14 protein-coding genes are annotated in these 18,909 nt (G+C 44.5%); 4 read left to right on the forward strand and 10 right to left on the reverse strand.

Going from position 1 to position 18,909, the window contains the following annotated elements; translation table 11 throughout:
* The first annotated feature begins 20 nt into the window (after positions 1-20).
* The gene (locus tag AC6H1S_RS01095) at positions 21-770 is read left to right on the forward strand and encodes a class I SAM-dependent methyltransferase (RefSeq protein WP_497564806.1); all 750 of its coding nucleotides are present in this window, start codon (positions 21-23) and stop codon (positions 768-770) included.
* Between the two features lies 1 nt (position 771).
* Positions 772-2,310: a rhomboid family intramembrane serine protease gene (locus AC6H1S_RS01100; protein ID WP_497564807.1), complete on the forward strand. Its 1,539-nt coding sequence runs from the start codon at positions 772-774 to the stop codon at positions 2,308-2,310.
* A 5-nt stretch (positions 2,311-2,315) separates the two neighbouring features.
* Here the strand turns inward: AC6H1S_RS01100 and AC6H1S_RS01105 are convergent, their stop codons facing one another.
* The 3 genes from AC6H1S_RS01105 to AC6H1S_RS01115 all read right to left on the reverse strand — a co-directional run bounded on the left by AC6H1S_RS01105 (position 2,316) and on the right by AC6H1S_RS01115 (position 8,944).
* Positions 2,316-3,767, reverse strand: a complete 1,452-nt coding sequence (locus tag AC6H1S_RS01105; RefSeq protein ID WP_497564808.1) for an alpha-L-fucosidase — start codon at positions 3,765-3,767, stop codon at positions 2,316-2,318.
* Between the two features lie 100 nt (positions 3,768-3,867).
* A complete protein-coding gene (locus AC6H1S_RS01110) occupies positions 3,868-4,770 on the reverse strand; it encodes a glycosyltransferase family protein (RefSeq protein ID WP_497564809.1) in 903 nt (300 codons plus the stop codon).
* Between the two features lie 67 nt (positions 4,771-4,837).
* A complete protein-coding gene (locus tag AC6H1S_RS01115; protein ID WP_497564810.1) occupies positions 4,838-8,944 on the reverse strand; it encodes a DUF8696 domain-containing protein in 4,107 nt (1,368 codons plus the stop codon).
* Positions 8,945-9,156: 212 nt separating this feature from the next.
* Between AC6H1S_RS01115 and AC6H1S_RS01120 the strand changes: the two genes are divergently transcribed.
* Positions 9,157-9,846: an FkbM family methyltransferase gene (locus AC6H1S_RS01120; RefSeq protein ID WP_497564811.1), complete on the forward strand. Its 690-nt coding sequence runs from the start codon at positions 9,157-9,159 to the stop codon at positions 9,844-9,846.
* Here AC6H1S_RS01120 and AC6H1S_RS01125 read toward each other — a convergent pair.
* The 7 genes from AC6H1S_RS01125 to AC6H1S_RS01155 all read right to left on the reverse strand — a co-directional run bounded on the left by AC6H1S_RS01125 (position 9,843) and on the right by AC6H1S_RS01155 (position 16,022).
* On the reverse strand, positions 9,843-11,171 hold the full coding sequence (locus tag AC6H1S_RS01125; RefSeq protein ID WP_497564812.1) for a flippase: 1,329 nt from the start codon (positions 11,169-11,171) through the stop codon (positions 9,843-9,845). The two genes, AC6H1S_RS01120 and AC6H1S_RS01125, sit on opposite strands and share 4 nt — an antisense overlap.
* Positions 11,172-11,210: 39 nt before the next feature.
* The gene (locus AC6H1S_RS01130; RefSeq protein WP_199141284.1) at positions 11,211-11,735 is read right to left on the reverse strand and encodes a DinB family protein; all 525 of its coding nucleotides are present in this window, start codon (positions 11,733-11,735) and stop codon (positions 11,211-11,213) included.
* Positions 11,736-11,750: 15 nt separating this feature from the next.
* Positions 11,751-12,746 carry a proline and serine-rich protein 1 family protein gene (locus AC6H1S_RS01135; RefSeq protein WP_497564813.1) on the reverse strand — a complete coding sequence of 332 codons (996 nt, stop codon included), beginning with the start codon at positions 12,744-12,746 and terminating at the stop codon, positions 11,751-11,753.
* A gap of 63 nt (positions 12,747-12,809) precedes the next feature.
* Complete coding sequence (locus AC6H1S_RS01140) at positions 12,810-13,508, reverse strand: YjjG family noncanonical pyrimidine nucleotidase (RefSeq protein WP_199141286.1); 699 nt, start codon at positions 13,506-13,508, stop codon at positions 12,810-12,812.
* A 69-nt stretch (positions 13,509-13,577) separates the two neighbouring features.
* Positions 13,578-13,895, reverse strand: a complete 318-nt coding sequence (locus tag AC6H1S_RS01145; protein WP_199141287.1) for a low molecular weight protein tyrosine phosphatase family protein — start codon at positions 13,893-13,895, stop codon at positions 13,578-13,580.
* A gap of 12 nt (positions 13,896-13,907) precedes the next feature.
* Positions 13,908-14,552: a uracil phosphoribosyltransferase gene (gene upp / locus AC6H1S_RS01150; RefSeq protein WP_199141288.1), complete on the reverse strand. Its 645-nt coding sequence runs from the start codon at positions 14,550-14,552 to the stop codon at positions 13,908-13,910.
* Positions 14,553-14,702: 150 nt separating this feature from the next.
* A complete protein-coding gene (locus tag AC6H1S_RS01155) occupies positions 14,703-16,022 on the reverse strand; it encodes a polysaccharide deacetylase family protein (protein ID WP_497564814.1) in 1,320 nt (439 codons plus the stop codon).
* Between the two features lie 405 nt (positions 16,023-16,427).
* On the opposite strand from AC6H1S_RS01155, the gene AC6H1S_RS01160 reads away from it, so the two are divergent.
* Complete coding sequence (locus AC6H1S_RS01160) at positions 16,428-18,863, forward strand: outer membrane beta-barrel protein (RefSeq protein ID WP_497564815.1); 2,436 nt, start codon at positions 16,428-16,430, stop codon at positions 18,861-18,863.
* The last annotated feature ends 46 nt before the right edge of the window (positions 18,864-18,909 follow it).

Here is an 18,909-nt window from a genome sequence, read left to right on the forward strand (position 1 = left end):
TTAGCATAACAAAAGGAATAATGTCGAATTTACTAACCGATAGGGATTTTTGGGTAAAGTACTGGGAGAGCAAAACTGATTTATCGGTAGTTATTCCTGAAAACTATCTTTTTCATCGCCAACTGGCCGAGCTGACCGAAAAAAACAAGGTTAAAACTGCTATCGAGCTGGGTGGATTTCCGGGCTATTATGCCGTTTTCTTAAGGAAATACCTCAAGCTTGACGCTACTTTGCTCGATTATTTTGTCCATCCGCCAATTACCGAACAGCTGCTCAAGGTAAACGGGCTCGAAAAAAACGACATCCATATCATCGAAACGGATTTATTCAGCTATGTGCCCGAAAAGCAATATGATTTGGTACTGAGCTGCGGTTTGATTGAGCATTTTAACGATACGGCTGATATTATTAACCGGCATATTGCCTTTGTAAAACCGGGAGGAAGCCTGTTCATTACCCTGCCTAATTTCAAGGCTTTGAACGGCTGGTTCCAAAAGAACTTCGACAAGGCCAATTACGATAAGCACAACATCGATTGTATGGATCCGGCACTGCTGGCCCAAATTTGCAAGGATGCAGGTTTAGAGGTATTGCAATCGCGTTACTTTGGCCGGTTTAGCGTATGGCTGGAAAACGAGAAAGAAAAATCGGTTGGCGTAAGGTGGTTTAAAAAAGCGGTTTGGCTTGGTGGCAAGGTATTTAGCAAAATCTTCCCTTTCGATTCGAGGCAATTGTCGCCCTATATTATTTTAGAAGCCAAAAAGTCTTGATATGGCCATTAGTTGGGGTTACTCGCCAAAAACGGAGAAATATATTCCCTTAGGAGATTTTCCGGCAGACAAATATCTTATTATTGCTCGTCAGGCCATCGAGAATTTGGGCTGGAAGCTAAGCCATATCTCTTCAAATGGGCTGATTGCCTATACTGGCCTGTCGTGGCAATCGTATAGCGAAGAGATTTCACTTAGGATAGAGAGTAACTTTGCCGTAGTAAAGAGCGAGTGCGTAGGCTTGCAAATGTGGTTTAACGATTATGGCAAGAATAAGCAGAACCTGGCAAAGTTTTTTCATGAATTTGCCTATGTCGAGTTTCACCTTAAAGATATATGGGAAGAAAGTCTTGCACAATTCCACAGTTTTGTGCTTAACCAAGACAATGCTTACTTTGAAAAGGCGCCATTAGCGGTTAAGAACAAAATCAAAAATGTGCTTTATCTTTTTTGGCCCCAAAAAGGCTATTTGGCAACACCCATTATTACTTGGCTAAATATTTTTTATTTCGGCTTTACCTTTATCTGTACCGTTATTTATTTCAGGTACTTTTTTGCCAAGGCTACAGTTGTCGATCCGGCTTTAGTGGTGCAAAAGCTAGAGCAGTTATTGCTTAATTTGGGTGCCAACAATCGAAAACTGGTTTTGAACGGGCAATATTGGCGATTAATCAGCTACCAGTTTATGCACGCCTCGTTGCTTCATTTGTTCTTTAACCTGTATGCTTTGTTGTATTTAGGGCTGATGATAGAGAACAAACTGGGCTGGCGGAAGTTTGTATTCATTTATTTCTTTAGTGGTATTTGTGGTGGATTGGTGAGTATAATTTTTCATCAGGAGGAGATTTTGATGGGTGCATCTGGAGCAATCATGGGATTATATGGAGCCTTTATTGCCTTGTTGCTTAATAAAGCCTACGAGAAAAACGCAAACAAGGCTTTATTGGTGAGTACCCTTATTGTGATGATATTGGTGCTGATAAACGGCTGGTTTGGCCGCAGAACAGATAATGCCTGTCACTTGGGCGGCGTAATTGCTGGCTTTGTAAGTTGTTGCTTTTTGTATGTAAAACCCATGAATTCGAGTCGCATATGGGCCAGGTATGCCGCTACATGCGTCATTGGTCTTGCGTTTGCTGCTGGCGTGATCGGCTTTAGTCCAAGGTATCAGCATGAGGAATTTAAAAAACTGAGTATCGAATATGCCAAAAACGCAGATGCTTTTAATCGGGTGATGACTTTAAAGGCCTCTTTAAGTAAGGCCGAAAAAATAGTCTTTATCGAAGAAAACGGATTGGCGCCAAGCCGGAGCAATTTGGAACTTGTTAAAAAGATGAAAAAGCTCAAACTGGACAAAGAAGATCTGTTTGAGCTTGATTTTAAAGCGCAAGTGGCTCAGCAATCGTATGCGGTAGCCCAACTGATGAAAAAGGACATCGAGTCTGAAAATTATAGCTACCGTAAACAGGTTAATGAGCAAATGAACAAGCTGATCATTTTCAGTGCTACTGCCAGAGATTCTTTACGCAAGGCAGATTAACCTAATTATGCCGATTTTTTATAAAGCCCAAACTCGCTCAGCGTTAAACATACCGGCGATTGGGTGATGTTGAGGCGTACTTTGCTTGCCGTAACGGGTTGTGCCAACTTGATGAGCCTTTTGGCGCCTATGCTGGTTCCATCGTAAACCTTTTCCCAGGTATTGTTCTTTAGAACTTCAATGTTGTAGCCCTCTATTCTTTGCCCTAAGGGAATAAACTCCTGTAGGCTGATGATGTCGAATGTTTGTGGAGTTTTTAGGCTGATTTCCAAGCTGGCTTGGTGTACATTGTCGGCGCTTGCCCAAAAAGTTTGCTTATTGCCATCTAAAAGCGTTGCTGTGCCATGGGTTTTGTCTCTGGTATTGCTCGATTTAATGCTGGCGCCTTTGGCCAGGTTTTGGGCAAAAGTTTGTTTAACCATTTGGCCAAAGGCTTGCAGGGCCGCTACATCGTCGTCGTGCAAGAGCCCTCTGGTATCGGGTGCCAGACCTAAATCTAAAGCTGCGCCATGGCCAACGCTTTTTAAATAAAGATCGAATAAGGCTTCTGGCGTTTTGGGCTTTTGCTTGGCATGAAAAAACCAGCCGCTTCGCAAAGGTACATCGCATTCGGCTGGCATCCAGAATTTGCCATTCCTAATTCCCACCGGACTTTCTGGATAATTGGCCTGCCCCGGAACGGCTACGTTTTTGCCTTGTGGAGGCATAGGCGTAAAAGTGGCCCAGCTAGTTTCGGCCGCATGGCCCTCTTCGTTGCCCACCCATCTCACATCCAGGCCTACATCGCTAAATATATTGGCCATGGGTTGCATTTTACGGGTAATGGCCCAGGTATTTTTCCAATCGTAATACACCGTATTGTCAATGCTTCTTTTCTCGCGGGCACCGCCATAATAGCCGTCGCCACCGTTGGCACCATCGTGCCAGCTCATAAACAGCTGGCCGTAGTTGCTATACAGCTCTTTGAGCTGCGCCTGGTAAATGGCAAGGTAGTTTGGTGTGCCATACTGTGGATTGTTTCTGTCCCAAGGCGAACAATACACGCCGAATTTAAGTCCGTATTTCTGTGCGGCAAGTTGTACTTCCTTCACCAAATCGCCTTTGCCGTTTCTGAACGGGCTTTTCGAAATGTTGTAAGGCGTGGTTTTTGTTGGCCATAAAGCAAATCCATCGTGATGTTTGGCCACGAGGATGATTCCTCTTAAACCGCCGGCCTTGGCGGCCTTTACAATTTGCTCGGCATCAAAATTAGTCGGATTGAAAATTTTCGGATCGGCATCGCCATAACCCCATTCCTTGTCTTCGAAAGTTGTCGGTGTAAAATGGATAAGGCCGTAAACTTCTACATCGTGCCAGGCCAATTGTCTTTTAGCTGGTGTGGCGCCATAAGGCTTGATGGGTTTTTGGGCATAGGCAAAGCTGCAGATGAAAAAGCAACAAATAAGTATTTTGTTCATGGGAATAGATTTGGTAGCTATCCAAACTTAATCCTAATTTTTGGATGGCTATTAAATTATATTGGCCTTTCATCAAAGGATATTGGAATACTTTCGAAGCCTACGAGTTCAGTTTCTCTTTGATGAAACGCTTGATCCGTGCCCACAAGCTGCCTTTGCGGTTGGCCAGGAAATGCTTAATGGTCTGGTAGGCCTGCTCGTTTTCGGCAATAACCGATGGGAACTGTTTAATGGGCTTGGGGTTGATGATGACGTTGTAAATATCGCTCAGCCCCGAGTGGATGCCGCTGCCATCGTGTCCGATGTTGTTAACCAGCGATTGCGAAGGGTTTAAAGTCAAGCCACCCTTTAAAAAGATGGACGCATACCAACGGATGGCCCAAGAGTTGTTTTTGCCGTTCTTGAAATCCTGCATCTGTTTCCAGAAATTCATGGTGTTTTCGATGGCGAAGGCGTGTTTCTTTTTGGAGTCGAACTGCGCCATTAAAGTATCGATGTTTGGCTCGAAATGTTGCCAAGCTCTTGCCCAAGTAGCCCAGCCCCAGCTGGTAGCCGCACGGTAAAAAAAACTTTCAGGCAGGTTTTCGTCTTTGAGGGCATACATGTAAGCCCCGATGTGCATGACCTTTTCTTCGTTGCGGTAGCGGTCCAGTGCCTCGTTAAAGTAAGTGAGGGTATATGGCGACGAAATCAGGTCGTCTTCAAAAACAATGGCCTGCCCGTAGGTTTGGGTAAGCCGACTAACACCTGCAATAACCGAATTGGCCAACCCCATATTGGTCTGACTTTCAATAATTTCGACAGTCTTAAAGCCTTCAACCTTTTTAATGAACTCCCTTACCTCTTTTACCTTGTCTTCGTCGGCTACGGTTTTAGGGCCATCCGAAAAGATAAAGAGCCTGCTTTCTGAAGCCAATTCGTTCTGTTGCAAAAACTTTAGGGTCCGCTCGGTATGCTTGGGGCGGTTGTATACAAAAAGGGCTATAGGCGCAAAATGTTGCATTAAACTGGGTTGTTAGGTAGCCACAAAGATAGGATATGAATCATTTGCTTGGATAAGTTGTTTAATTCTACCTGATAATTGTAACGCTGCCGGTATAAATAGTCGATTTTTTGTCGTTGAGCGCAATGGTGTAATAATATACCCCAACTGGCAAGGGCTTGTTTTTGTGCTTGCCATCCCAGCCACCTGCATAATTGAAAGCCTGATAAACAATAGTGCCATTCCTGTTGTATACCATCAACTTGGAGCCTAAGTGGCTGTCAAGGTTCTTGATTTCCCAGGTATCGTTAACGCCGTCCAAATTAGGCGAGAAAGCATTGGGGATGTGGATTTCTTTGATAACCCTAACCGTTACCGAAAGGGTTTTGATACAAGTCTCGCCATAACTAACCTGTAGCGTATAGGTGGTTGTTTCGGCCGGACTGGCATTTGGACTGAGCACATCGCTTTGGTCGAGCCCGGTTTGAGGGCTCCACGCAAAAGTATAAGGAATATTACTGCTTAAGTTGGCGCTTACACCTAAGTTAACAGCTTTGCCTAGGTCTATGAACAGCTGGCTTTGTGCCTGCAACATCAATGCCGGATAAGACATGAGCGTTACTTCCGAACTGCTTGAGCTTTGGCAGTTCGCATTATCGATTGTCCATCTTAACTTAACCGGTTGTCCTTGCGGCAAATTATCGATAGTGGCTTTAGGATTATTTATGTTTTGTGCCGTAAATGGTCGGTAGCCGATTGGAGCAACAACCTGCCAGCTTCCCACTTCATTTGGCAAAACTGGATTGGCATCGAGCGTTACTTGGCTTACGTCGCAATAGCTGGCATCCTGCCCTGCATTGGCAATAGTAGCCATGGGGAATATTTCTATTTTTAAACTATTGCTCGGGCTTGTACAGTTAGCCGCTTTTGTGATTCTCCTAAAATAAGTAGTTTGGGAAAGCGAGCCGACAACGAGATCTTTTGAAGTGCCCGAAATGGGTAGCCATGAAGCACCATCGGTACTTTGCTCCCAGCTGAAACCGATCACGGCAGTTGTGGCTCCGCTCGGGTTGCTGCCCGTTAATTGCAAATTGTTTACCGTTCCGCTGCAAAAAACAGTAGCGCTTGCGCCAATCAGGTTATTGAAAGTGGTTGGTGCAATGGCAACTTCATATTTCGAATCGTAATAAACCAAGTTGCCAACGGTTACCTTTCTTCTGTAGTCAACTTGAACTGTCCCGTTTCCAGTGTTTTGATCGGCAGTTAGGCTAAGGCTTTGCTGGTTTTCACCAGACAAATCGGTCCAAGTGCCATTAATTAGTTTTTGCCATTGAAGAATGGACTGAACCTCATTATTGGCATCGCCAGTTAGCGAGAAGATGTTTTCAGAACATACGTTCAGTTGAGTTGTCTTGTCTACAATAATCCTGGTACTGGCCACCACAGTACAATTTTGGCCATAATTTATGGTCAGGGTGTAAAGGGTGGTTTGTAAAGGATTTGCTGTTGGATTTAATTTGCTGTCGTCGTCAAGTCCGGTTGCAGGGCTCCATTTGAAGGTATAAGCAGTGCTGGGATCTGGTGTAAAAGATGCTGGTATTACGATGCTTTGCCCATTGTTAATGGTTATGTTTGCTGGTGTAGAAACCACCGGTTTGGCGTAGTTGTAAAGTTTTATTTCGGCATAGGAGGTACTGCCGCAACCCTGCAATTGCTTAATGGTCCACCTCAGGATGATTTCCTGATTCTGGGGAATGTTGGTAATAGTGGCTTTAGGATTGTTGAGGTTGGCTGTGGTGAAAGGGAGGTAACCAGCCGGACTCATCACCTGCCAGGTACCCGTTTCATTTGTCGCCGGCAAATTTGCATCCAAGGTTAGGGTTGGAGTTTCGCAAAGTTGGCTATCGGCTCCTGCATGGGCCGAGGTAACCGCCGGATAGACTTCTATTTTCAAGATATTACTGAATGCGCTGCAAGTGTTTGATTTTGTAATTCGCCTGAAGTAAGTGGTTTGGGTCAATGGCTGCGGCGAAAAACTTTCGTTATCCGAGTTGCTGATGTCGGTCCAGTCTGTTTGGTTATTGCTTTGTTGCCATACAAAAGCCGGAGCGATATGACTTGCCCCATTTGGAGTAGTGCCGGTTAAAGTTAGGGTGGCAGTTCCATTGCAGAAAACAGTTTGTGCAGCGCTAATGATGTTGTTGGTTGTAGCAGCATGAACGGTCAAGGTATATTCAGAATCGTAAGTGTCAATACCATTCACGCTCACTTTCCTTCTCAATTCAATCACCATATCGGCATTGCTGTTGTTGGCTGGGCTTTGGAAAAGATAATCTGACTGATTCGAAGGATTAGGCGCGTTGACCCAAGCAGCGTTGGTATCTTTAATCTGCCATTGAAAAATGGCATTCGGTGCAGCGCCCGATGCGCCACTTAAGCTAATGGTTTCTGCAGAGCAGGCCTCCCGCTTACCCGATTCCTCAACAATTACTTCTACCGTCCAGATATAGTCTATACAGTTAGATGAGATTTTGTAAGGTTTGGGATTGGTAAAGTCAAGCTCTGTGTCAGAAAGTGGCGTAAGTACACCAATATCGGTTTGTACAGTGGGCCTTAATTTGGTAACGTTGGTGCCTTCTTTCACCTTTATTTTTATGCTCCTGGTTGCGTTGTCAATTACTGCTGGCTCGCTCTGCTCGGCCAGTTGGAAGGAAATGATCAAAGGGTCGCCGGTTAGTTTAACCTGATTGAATTTGGAAATATAACCATCCGAATTAGCGTTCTTGGCGGTTAGGTTAAGCACACAGGTAGAAGGGTTAAAATCAACCGTGCTGCAAAAAGCGCCACCTAACAGTACATTCTTTTTAGAATCGACAGCGATTTTATGCCCATAGTTTCCTACGCAGTTGCTGCCAAAGTTAAATGCCCAAAGGTAGTCGCCAGTGCCGCTAAACTTTCCGAAAAAAGTATCGCGACCGCCATGATAGGTAATGGTTTTGCTATTGGTGCCGTCGGTAAAGGTAAGCGACTGATCAAAAAAGCCACCGATGTATACGCTGTTCTCCACATCGGCCGTAATGTAGTAGCTGTATGGGTTAATGGCTGTGCTTTGGATGTTTCTGGCCCAAATTGGCCGGCCACTGGTGTTGTATTGGGTAACAAAGAGATTCCTAGTGCCTACGGCTGTAAGCGACAACGTATTGGTGGCCGATTTAAAGTCGATTTGACCCGAATACACCCCGGTAAGAAACACATCGTCTGTTGGACCAACCGCAATAGATGAAACCGTTTGTGAGCCTGAGGCTTCGATTTCATTGGCCCATAATAAGTCGGCGTTAGTACTGTATTTGCCAACAAAATAGGTGGGTACTGATTTAGTGAGGTTATAGGCGGGGCCTTTAGGATTGAGGTTTACGCCACCACTAAAGTAACCCATTACTAAAATCGCATTATTCGAATCGGTTTTTACGCTTTTGATTTCATCGTCGCTAAAACTGCCGATGGCATAGGCCCATAAGGTATTGCCATTCGAGTCGTATTTGACCATAAAACCATCTAAACCGCCCTTGTTCGTCAGGGTAAAACTTCCGGAAGTTATGCTTGCAGAGCCGTATGCGCCTACAAAAATCACGTTACCGTTGTTGTCGGTGGTTACTACGTGGCCACGTTCGGTGCCAAAACCGCCCAAACCCCTGGCCCATACAAAATTTCCATTGGCATCTAGCTTTACAATCAAGGCATCGTCGCCACCTGCGTTGCTTATGTTAAAAATACCAGATCCTGGATCGCAATCGATAATGCCCGATCCAAACGAAGCCCCTAGGATTACATTTCCGCTAACGTCGACGGTAAGATTGTTCACTTGGTCTAGCGCCGATCCGCCTATCGATTTTGCCCAGATTAGTTTGCCATCGGGTGTATATTTGGCTATAAATATGTCGTAGCTGCCATTAGAATTCAGGTTAACCGCAGGCGATATACCCGAATGATCGACGGTGAGCGTACCTTGAAAGTTTCCAGCCACATAAACATTGTCGAATTGATCAACCGCTATGCCTGTCAGCTTGCTTTCTCCAGAACCCCCAATGTCTTTTACCCAATCGGGGATAGGTTGTTGCTGCGCAAGTACAGTGGTTGAAAAGAGGCCGAACAGCCATAAAAAAAATAACCTACGGAAGAGTTTGCTAGCGAACATTAATTTAAAACGGAAGTAGTCAACAGTAAATGTAAAAGAAATATTCAAGTTTATTGCGCCCTAGGGTAGCTATGCTTTGCAACCAAGCTTGACACAGGCCATTTAAAAACCTTAAAAGTTATATTTTTTCCGAACAAAAATGTTTCTTTGTGTCCGATAAAGCAATTGGGCTTTAAAATAATTACGGCAACGGTTTTAACAAACAAGGCTTAATGATCAAGAACCTCAAACGAATTCTTTCCAAATATCTTCCTGTCCATTATTTTCAGTACAGCAGGTCTTATAGCCAAGATGGAGAAGACATGATTTTAAAGGCTCTTTTTGAGCAAAAAAAGAATTATAAAGGTTTTTTTGTTGATGTTGGCGCCCATCATCCCGTTAGGTTTTCCAATACCCAGTACTTTTATAAACGAGGCTGGCGAGGCATCAATATCGAGCCCACCCCAGATGCCATCAAGGCCTTTAGGCTTTTTAGGAAAAGAGACATCAACCTGAACATCGGCATAGGCGAAACCAGGGGCCAGCTTAAGTTTTATTGCTTTAACGAACCCGCGCTCAACAGCTTTTCTAAAGAAGTTTCCGAACGCGTTGATGCAGAATCGACCAAGTACAAGATCATCAAGGTACTTGACATCGAGGTATTGCCTTTGGCCGAAGTTTTTGATCAGTACCTGCCTAAAGGTCAAACCATCGATTTTTTGAGCATCGATGTAGAAGGCCTCGATTTTCAGGTATTGCTGTCCAACAATTGGGAGCTTTACAAGCCCGGTATAATCTTGGTAGAAGAAAATGTTGACGTAGATGCCATCAAGGATTCAAAAATCTATACTTTTCTCAAAGCGAAAGGCTACAGCTTTTTTGCCAAAACATTGCGTACCTGCGTTTATCGGTTAAACCCTTAATTTTTGAACAGTTTTTGAAACGTACTGATCAGCAGTAACGATTTGAGCATCATCAGGCCCTGCCGGCGGGTTTTCGGAATGAGAATGATCAGGAAGGTAGAAGAAAAATAGGCGATAACGGTTGCAATGGCCGTACCCATCATGCCCATTTTGGGAATCAGGATCAAGTTAAGCACAATATTGATGATAGCGCCCAATCCGGTGCGTACAAAGGTCAGTTTGTTATAGCCTTCGGCAATTAGGAACTGGCCACTGGCTACGCCAAGAAACACAAAAATACTGCCCCAAACATGCACCGAAAGTACCGGTGCCGCCGATGCGTATTCGGGTTTGAAAAATTTATAGATATAAGGCGCCGCAATGGTGATAAAAATGGCGAAAGCCAGGCTGAGCCAAACCATCAGATCGAAAAGATTCTGCAGGCGTTTTTGGTAGCGGTTAAAATCGTCGCGCTTGGCATTGAGGATAGCCGGAAACAAGGAAGTGACAATGGCTACCGGCATAAAGTTAAGCGCTTCGCTGAAACTGACCACCGTTGCATAGGCACCCGAAGCCTCGGCCCCTTCTTTATGGCCCAGAATCTCTTTGAGCATAATCGAGTCAATTTTCATATAAATCGAAACCATAATGCCCGAAATGATCAATGGCCAGGATAAGTGAAGAAGCTGCTTGGCCAATTGCCTATCATAGCTCCATTCGAAAATGCTGCGGCCTTTTCTTTGGTAGGTAAGGATATACCCCAACGAGAGCAACAGGATGTCGAAGGTAAAGGCAGCAACAAAATAAAAAAGATCGGCCTTGCATACAATGAGCAACAATTTGATGCCCGCCGATAACAGATTGCCTAAAACCTGCACCTGCATGATGTATTTCGACTGTACTTCGCTCTGAAAATAGGAATCGATTACCGTAAACGATTGAAACAAACCGCTAAACGACAGGATGAAAATAAGGAGATAGGGTACATCGGAGAGTGGAAAGAGCTGCCAGGCCAAGAAGATGGCCGGAATACAAAGCAGTCCGGCAATGGCTTTTAAGGTAAAAGCCGTACCCAATATCTTATCTCTGTCTTGTGGCGCCTGGTGTAGCGTTTTAACAATAAAGCTGTCCAAGCCTAGTCCGGCAATAGAAGCAAACAGAAAGATATAAGAGGTAGAAGTGTTCAGGATGCCATTGTTGTACGACAAGAGGTAGTTGGCTACCTTGATGCTGATCAGCATCTTGATGGCCGCACTGCCTACCCGGCCAAACATCAATAAGCCTGTATTTTTGAAATACTTTTTCAGCGCTTGCTCATCAAAACCTTTAATGGCCGGTAGTTTCATAAACGCAAAGATGTGAAAATATTTGGGCTATCTTCAAAATTATGCATGTTGCAAAAAGTTGCGTTCAATGCGCTTCAGCTGTTTCAAATGATGGTTGAGGTGTATTTCGATAAACCTCAGCCATTGCCTGGCGTTTAAATAGCCCAATCGGGGGTGCTTGGTCTTGATTTTGGGATTGGCACCATCAACCTGCGGATAAAGCTTGGCCAGCTGCAATTCAAAATCGGTGATGAACTGCTGGGCATTGGCCAAGCTGATCTTTTTTACCCTATCGGCCATGCGTTTGGGCACCTTGTATCTTTTTCCGGGTGGCAGCTGGCCAAAAAACAGCACCAGCTTTACGCCTAGGGCCGTAGGCTTGTTTTCGCCTTCGTTTCTGATGCAGTTGTTCATGGCGATCAAAGAAAGCAAGCTGGCGTCGAAAATATGCGAATATACCTCGCTATAGCTCCAGCCACCCATGGGCGGGGCTAACTGAAAATGGTCTTCCCTAAATGTGTGCAGCTTTTGCTGGTAGGCATTGGCTATATGGTTGATGGAACGGTGTACCCGGGCTAAATTCATATTTTAATTTAAGCTTTATTGCTGACGCTTCAAAAAATCGAGCAAAGCATCTTGATTGCTTTTAAAAGTAAAAACGTCTTTTAGGGTAAAATAGCGTTGCGGATCTGCAATATAAGGATAAGCCAGCTTGGCGCAGGCCAAGGCCTTGTCTTCAAAGGCATAAAGCTTAAGCAGTTCGGCAAGCTGCGCCGTACTTAGCGCCGAGTTCTGGAAAGTTGCCTGCAGCAGCTTGGTCTTGCTGTCGTCAAAGCTCTCGCGTTTGACCTGGTTTCTTAATTGTTCGAAGGTAACGGCATCCATTCCTCTGGCTTGTCGCGACGAAGGGTTGTTTTTGATGAAGTTCAGAAAATCGTCTTTGGTGCTCATGAAGCTAAACGAGTTGGCCAAAGAAAAATATTGCTGCGGATTGGCGATTAAGGCCCATAGGCTTTTGGCTAGGCTTAATTTCTTGTCATCGGTGGTAAAACCCTGCAGCAAAGTAGCCACCTGGTCGGTATAAAGTCGGTTGTTGTTGGCATAAACTAAAATCACATTCATTTTGCCATCGTCAAAAGCTTCTTTTTTTACCATGGTCAATAAGCTTTCGAAATTGTTGGAATTGGTATTGCCAGGTCTGGCTGGTGGCACGATGCCCGTGTTGTAGGCGCCTGCATAATCGTCGAAATCATCTAAGGCGTATTGCCTGTTTCTGTAAAGGTTCAATGCCTTAACTTGTTTTAGTCCTTGCCTAATGGAGTAGCTGAATACGATACGTTCATCTGGTCTAACGCTAATCCTGGCGCTGTATATTTTCTTGTTGCCCTGTACAATAGACAGGGTTGGAGAAGCATTGTAAACATCATAAAACCTAAAACGGCCGTTTGTAGAGCCTACAAATTCATTGTCGAGGTAAACGGTAAAAGTGCCCCTGTCTTCAACTTCAATAAAAACTTCGGCTTTGGTGCGGTTGCCTTGGGCAAAGGCCAGCTGTGCACTCCAAAGTGCCAGGGCCAATAAGATGATCTTCTTCATTTGTTTCAGTTTTGTGTGTGTAAAGTTCAGTTCAAAGATTAAACCGAAAACTGTTAAGAAATGTTAAAAATGTTCCAATAGCTCTTCCAGGTGGGCAATCTCCCATTCTACGTCGGCAGGTCTGCTTATTTTTAGCGGATTGAAAAAGATGGCCTTCAATCCAAAAGCCTGGGCGCCGCGGATATCGGCCTCTAGGCTGTCACCAATCATGATGCTTTCCTCTTTTTGTGCTCCAGCTTTTTGCAGTGCATGCTCAAAAATGGCTTGGTTGGGCTTGTTTACACCCACATCTTCAGAAATAATAACCTGTGTAAAATAAGGGTTCAGTCCCGAAAGCTCCATTTTGGTTAAGGTGGTTTCCTTAAAGCCGTTCGAAATGATGTGCAATTGATATTTGCTTTGCAGGTAAGCCAGCACTTTGTTGGCACCGTCGAAAAGATTGGTCTTGGTCGGACTGATCCTGACATAGTCGTCTTCAAACTGCAAGGGAACAGCCTCTGGTTTAACGCCAAGTTCCAAGAAGGTCGACCTGAAACGTTCTTCGCGCAGGGTTTCCTTGGTTATCTGGCCCAAATGGTACTGTGCCCAAAGGCGATGGTTGTTTTCGGTATAGCGGTCAATAAATTCCTGTGCCGAATGAAGACCCAGCGCCCTGAGCTGATACACCTCGTAAAGCTCCAGCAAGGTTTCTTGGGCATTGCGGTCAAAATCCCAAATGGTATGGTCAAGGTCGAAGAAAATATGCTTAATCGGTAATTGCACAGTCGTAAAATTTTGAAGGTTTGAAAACGGAATGTTACGATGGCAAAGGTAGGATAAAGCAATCGGCTATTAAAGGTAAGGAGCTACTTTTGTTTCGAGGGTCGCTATCAGTTCCTCATCCATGTAAGTGTATTCGTCGGCAATATCGAGTACCACGACGGACTTGCCGCTCAATTCGGCTTCGAAATTTTCGAACAGCCTTTGCCGATGCCTCTTTTCCATCACAAAAATCAAATCGGCCCAGTTGATGTGTTTGTAATTGACCTTAACTCTGGCACTCTGTGCCGTACCCGCCGATCTAACCTGATGCACAGGGTGGTTTTGGTAAATGGTCTCGGCAGTAGCGCTGCGCCATTTGTTGCGGCTGCAAACAAAAAGGATATTCATTCGATAAAAGACTTAGCTTTTGATGCCATAAGCCAGGTCGCCGGCATCACCAAGGCCCGGAACGATGTAAGATTTGCTGGTCATTTCGTCGTCTATGGCGCCAACCCATAAATCGGCCTTTGGCAAATTGGCACGCACGTGCTTAACGCCTTCGGTGCTGGCAATGGCCGCAATGATATGCAGTTTCCGGATTTGATAACGATTGATGAGCTCTTTGGCGCAAAGTACCATGCTCAGGCCCGTAGCCAACATCGGATCGGCCAAAATCACAACTTTGTCTTCCAGGTCGGGCGCAGAAATATGTTCCATTTGGATAATGAAATCGCCACTCTTTTTGGTTTTGCGATAGGCCGTGATGAAAGCGCAATCGGCGCGATCGAAAACGCTTAAAAGGCCGTGTTGCATAGGCAAGCCAGCCCTTAAAATGGTGGCCAATACAGGTTGGCTTTTTAAAACTGTGCTCTTGGCAATGCCCAACGGAGTTTGGGTTTGCACTTCCTGATAAGTCAAGGTTTTGCTGATCTCGTAAGCAAAAAAAGCGCCCAAGCGTTCGAGGTTTTTCCGAAAGCGCATCGAATCTTTCTGGACTTGCTCGTCGCGGAGTTCGGCAATAAAAGTATTGGCAATAGAATGAGTTTTGCTCAGGTCGAAAATCATAGGGTAAATATACCAAATTGCAATTTGATTGTTGAATGGTTAGGATGTTTAATTGCGAGGTAGAGAGAAACAGGTTGAACCATTAGGGCATGAAGAAGATTATGCATACAAGAGGCTTGTTTCATAATTTTAGTGTTGCAGCCTACAGTCCTAAATTCTTTCATGTTGGCTTGCTTGTTCCAGCAGATGCTCATAAACGGCCTTCCAGCCTTTCCAAGGCCGGGCATCCGATAGCGATTCGTTGTGCCAAAGGCTCGAAAAAGTGCCGTCTACCAGCCTGATGTTCGCAATAAGCTCGTCTATTTGTGCCATGGCTTGCTGCGGTCTGAGCTTGAGGTACTGCTGCAGGGTGACATCCATTAAAGCAAAAGGATGGATTTTAAGGTGTGTTTGTTTCTCCAGTTGCAGGTCGTACCAAAAAAATGAGGTGCAGGTGCCTGCCCTAAAGCCCACTTGCGAGGGATAGCCCATCGAATAGTCGTGGTTGATGCCAGCCTTGATCAATTGGAGATAGGTTTGAGGCAAATGCACCTTGATAAAATGCTGACGCGACGAATCTATCCGTTGCCTGCTGATTTGCTCCAGGTTTTGCAGCTCTTCGCTGATCTTATGCGTTTCGGTGTTGGAAGCATAAGAAGGGTGCAGGCCAATGCTGGCATATTGTGCAGTTTCGAGAATCAGGCTTTTAAACACTTCTTCGTTAGGGTCCAGGTTGCTATCGAAGGAGTTGTTGTTGGATTTGGCCAGCAGAAAAAAGAAAACCGGACTTAAGCCGTATTCGGAATGGATTTGCTTCAAATAGTCGTAAGTATCGAACGGGTCGTTATGGCCAAGGCCAGTTTTGATGATCGATAGCATTTTGTCGGTTTTCAGTTGCTGGGCAGCCTTCAAAAACCGGATGGTATTTTTTAATAAACCACTCGAACGGAAATGATAGGCACGATCTACATCGATAGTCGGAACAAAGCTGAACTTCCGTTTGACAAAAATAAGCGAAGGAAACTTTTTGAGCAGGATGTTTTTCAGCAGCAGTGCCCAGTTGTCGATAACCGGAACAGCCAGTAGCCCAAGTTGATACTGCAGGCTTAGCTCGGCGCGGAAACGGCCATGCTCATCGGCTTCGAAAGGCAAATACTCTTCGTATCTGCTCAAAAAGTAGAAAGAAGCAGCAAAAACATCAAAAGGCAAAGTACTGTTGGCCACTGCAAATGGCACCTGCCTATCACCAAATGCGGTCAGTTCAATATTGATAGGCGTAATGGCATGTTGGTTAAGCAGGGGAGCGCTGGCAAAGAAAAGCTCATCGGCCAAAGGGGCGTCCGCATAACTGATTTTGGGCTGTGTACTTGCCAAAAAATCATTCGCAATGCCCGTAAATTCAAAATCGCAACCCAAAATCTCCCTAAAAATAAAGTTAAATGTGTATTTGATGCGGGGAGTAACCTTCGGACAGTAGATTAACAATTGCATAGTAGGGAGGATTATAACTGTTAAGATAACAATTTCAAAGAAACAATGGAAGTCGCAAATAGTTAGGAAGATAAATTTCCGGTTGCCACCGGCTAATGGTTTTCCTTGAAATTTCGTTCCCCAAAAACCATGATTTTTATTTTTCTTCTTGCGCACCGCTTGACTGCATGGCGATGGGGCTAACCTTTGAAAAGCCTTTTCTGTTAATTTAGAAGGTGGTTTTTTTGATTTTTTTAACAATGATTGAGCCGTTTATGGTGATTTTAGCTCAATAAATACTAATCGATTAGTTTTGTCATTAATTAATTAGTATTATCTTCGTCTTGTTGTTTGTCCATTTCGGCAGGCGCCGCTTTTTTTTGACACCATTCGTCTATAAGCCAAGTAACCAACCAGATTAAAAAAATGAAAAAAACAAAAACATGTCCGGTATACCCATTAACTACGAATTTTTTCGTAATCATGGTGCTGCTCTCTTTTTTTGGATCGATAGCTAAAGCCCAGGTAAGACCCAGATTGCAGGGCCTGGTTAAAGATAGCACCAGTCAGGAGCCGTTGTCTTTTGTAACCATCAGCCTTTTGAAGAACGATTCTGCAAAAACGGTTGTTGCCAGTGCATTATCCGATTCGACCGGCCGATTTGTGCTTCAGGCAGATTCGGGTACCTATCTCTTGTCGTTCAACTTGTTTGGCTACCACAAACTGGTCAAGTCTATTAAAGTTGGCCAAAACGCACAGGATCATTTGCCACTATATGTATTGCAACCCATGTCTAATCAGCTGAAACAAGTGCTGATCACTGGCCGGAAGCAATTGATTAGCCAAGACAAAGACAAATTGGTTTACAACGTGGAGCAAGACGTGGCGGCCAAAGGCGAAAACCTGACCGAAATATTCAGGAAAATACCCATGCTGAGTGTTGATGGCGAAGGCAACGTGCAACTGAACGGACAAACCAATTACAAGGTGTTGCTCAATGGCCGTGAAACTGCCATGTTTGCGGCAAATACCAAAGATGCTTTGCGAGGTTTTCCAGGAGTGGTGGTTTCAAAAATTGAGGTCATTACCAATCCATCGGCCAAATACGATGCCGAGGGTGTTGGCGGCCTTATCAATATCATTACCAAAAAAGGAATTATGGGCTACAATGGTTTTTTCAGCGCCTATTACTCCAATCTCAATTACCAAACCAGTACTAACCTCAGCGCGCGCTCGGGCAAGTTTGCCATTACGGGTACGTACTTTTTAAGCGGCAACCACAATAACAAAGCGGACGTAACCAGTTTAACCCTGCCTTTGCAACCATCGGTATACCAAAGCAGGTTCTTGGAAGGCGAGCGGACCACCAATCGCTTTTCGAACGACGGCAATCTGGAGATGAGCTATAACATCGATACCCTGCAGACCATCGTGGCCTATGCCAATGTGGGTGGGGGCAACAACAAAAGCAGGTTTGCCCAAAACATTACAACTGAATTTGCCAATGCTACTCCGCAACATGATTTTTTTACCCAGCATATCAGAAATAACATTCCGTCTTTTGGGGTAGGGAGCGATTTCATTAAAAAATTTAAAGGAAACGCCAATAGAGAGCTCAGTTTCAGGTTTAACGGGCAGTTTAGCAAAAACGATGGGTTGAATACAAGCCTTATGGCCATGGCCAATGGTAACCTGTTCAGGCAGAATGATAGCTACTCCAAAAACAGGGAATACACTTTGCAAAGCGACTATATCGAGCCCCTAACCCAATCGACAAGGTTGGAAATGGGCGCCAAATTCATTTTTAGGGATGCCAATGCAACGTACCAGAGCCTGAGCCGAACCAACGAAAACGATCCTTTTCAGCCCGATTATTCCAATTCGAATAGCTTTGCCTACAAACAGCAAGTGTATAGTGGCTACGGCTCGTTGTCGTTTAGCTTGAACAAGCTTAATTTCAGAACGGGGCTGCGCCTTGAGCATACGACCGTTGATGGCGATTTTTTTAGTTCGAATACCAACGTCAAGCAAAACTATACTTCGCTCATTCCAGATTTTTCGATGAATACCAAATTGAGTGATAAGTATACGATGGTATTTGGCTATACCAAACGCTTGCAACGCCCTTATATCAATGCACTTAATCCCTTTGTCAATAACAACGATCCACTAAATATCTCTTTTGGCAATCCCAACCTCAGTGCACAAACCATCCATTCGCTGTCGCTTCAAAACCGCTTGCTGCTAGGGCCAGTTTTCATGTCGTTGATCCTCAATGCATCCTATACCGGCAATATGATTGTGCAATACACTACTTTTAACGAGGTAAACGGCATAAGCACTACAAAGTATGGTAATTTGGGCAAAAATCGAGAGGTAAGTGCAACTTTTACGTTTGCCGCCAATCTCCAAAAACTGAGAAGTGGCTTCGGTGGAACCGTCCGCTATAACAAAATCGAGAATACCGCCATGCCAACGCAGCAAGAGCAGGGCTTTAGCGGCCAGGTTTATGGATTTTTCTCCTATAGCTTTTATAAATCCTTCTTTTTAAGTGGCAATGGTGGCGTGAGCAGGTCGGCTTATGCCTTGATGAACACCGTCAATGCTTTTCCTTATTACCAGGTAAATATTGGTGCCGAGTTGTTTGATAAAAAACTGACCGCCTCTATCAATTTCAATCGCTTTTTCAAGAAGTGGTTTACCGCAAATGCGTATACCGAAGATGCGAATTTCCGTACAGCATCTACTACCACAACACCGTATCGGGTCATTTATATGGGTTTTACTTACAATTTTGGCAAGCTGAAAGAAAACCTCTCGAAGAAAAAAGGCGTAACCAACGATGATTTGATCAATAACTAGGGCAGGTTGATGATCCTCAATCCATAGTTGATAGTTTATTGTCCAT

Source organism: Pedobacter sp. TM02 (assembly GCF_059705275.1).